This is a genomic window from Peribacillus sp. P4_C12 (assembly GCF_056402095.1).
The window spans coordinates 1-1,601 of sequence record NZ_JBFUIB010000699.1; the positions used below are offsets into that span (position 1 = coordinate 1).

The window sequence follows — 1,601 nt, forward strand, 5'->3', positions numbered from 1 at the left end:
TCTTTAACCCGGCACAATTAATGAAACTTGTAGAGGTGGTTCGTGGATATCAGACAAGCGATGAAACTGTAGAAAAATTGAAAGAACTCTCTAAACAGCTGACCAAAGAACCGGTAGAGGTGAAAAAAGATACGCCGGGATTCATTGTCAACCGGATCATGATTCCACAGTTTATCGAGGCGATCAAGCTGCTGGAAGAAGGTGTGGCGTCTGCTGAAGATATCGATAAGGCTGTTACGCTAGGCCTGAACTATCCTATGGGTCCATTCACACTGCAGGACTTTGCGGGCGTGGATATTGGGTACCACGTGATGGAGTATTTCAAAGAGGAATTCAACGATGATCATTTTGCTCCCCCTCTTCTTCTGAAACAGCTAGTCAGGGCGGGAAGACACGGTAAGAAAACAGGGGCTGGGTTTTACGACTATAAATAATAAGAATGGGGTTGGAATGAATGTATAAATTTTTATTATGTGAAATCGAGGATAAAGTCGCAGTTGTAACCATTAACCGGCCGCCCGTCAATCCATTGAACACACAGGTATTCCAAGAACTTTCAATCATAATTGACGAGCTTGAAGCCAATGAAGATGTTCGAGCGATTGTCCTTACTGGCAGCGGGGAGAAAGCGTTCGTCGCAGGGGCCGACATCAATGAAATGGCAAGTCTTGATCTTGTCGGAATCAATATGATGAACAAGACATCCAGAACGGTATTTACGAAAATTGAGAATGTGACGAAGCCGGTCATTGCCGCGTTGAATGGAATGGCGCTGGGTGGGGGTCTCGAGCTCGCGCTTGCCTGTGACCTGCGAATAAGTTCGGAACGGGCGAAGTTTGCCTTCCCGGAAGTGGGCCTCGGTATCATTCCAGGGGGAGGTGGTACCCAGCGGCTACAGAAGATCGTCGGACAGGGTGTGGCCAAAGAACTGCTTTACTTCGGAGATATGATCAATGCGCAACGGGCACTGGATTTACATATTGTCAATAAATTGGTCGCTGCTGGAGAGGTGCTGGAGACAGCGAAGGAATGGGCCGGAAAATTGGCGAAAAAACCACCTGTTGCTCTTCAAATGGTGAAGACTGCAGTCAATGCTGGAGGCAATACTGACCTCGAATCGGGTTTGATTATCGAAAGCGTTTGCTTTGGTAATGCATTTTCAACGGAAGATCGGAAAGAAGGACTGAAGGCCTTCTTTGAAAAAAGAGAACCAATTTATTCAGGAAGATAAACAGTGAGCAACACTAGATAATTAAAACCAAAAGGTAGATATGAAGGCAATTAAAGAGGTATTCAACTGTAGATTCCAGGACATTTAATGGTGGTAGCTAAGAACATAAGGCTGAATGATACGCCCAACAACGAGTATTGAATAACAGATTTAATATAAAATGAGGTGAATGAAGTGAAGGAAATCTTATTGTTAGAAGGAGCAAGGACGCCATTTGCTGAAATTTCAGGATCGTTCCGTGATATCACAGCAACGGACTTAGGCGTCTTTGCCGCAAAAGAAGCCATACGACGAGCCAAAATTTCAGGTGAAGATATCGATCAAGTTGTATTCGGAAATGTGCAGCAATCAAGCAAAGATGCCCATTTGC

Annotated in this window: 3 protein-coding genes; all 3 read left to right on the forward strand. The window is 44.8% G+C overall.

Going from position 1 to position 1,601, the window contains the following annotated elements:
- Nucleotides 1-434: 3-hydroxyacyl-CoA dehydrogenase family protein (locus AC1DUW_RS28140; protein WP_477644094.1), on the forward strand; the 434-nt coding region annotated here is incomplete at its 5' end.
- 20 nt (nt 435-454) lie between these two features.
- Entirely contained in the window at nt 455-1,231 is a 777-nt protein-coding gene (locus tag AC1DUW_RS28145; protein WP_053346178.1) for an enoyl-CoA hydratase/isomerase family protein, read from the forward strand.
- A gap of 174 nt (nt 1,232-1,405) precedes the next feature.
- Nucleotides 1,406-1,601 (forward strand): thiolase family protein (locus AC1DUW_RS28150; protein ID WP_477644095.1); only part of this gene is annotated, 196 nt, incomplete at its 3' end.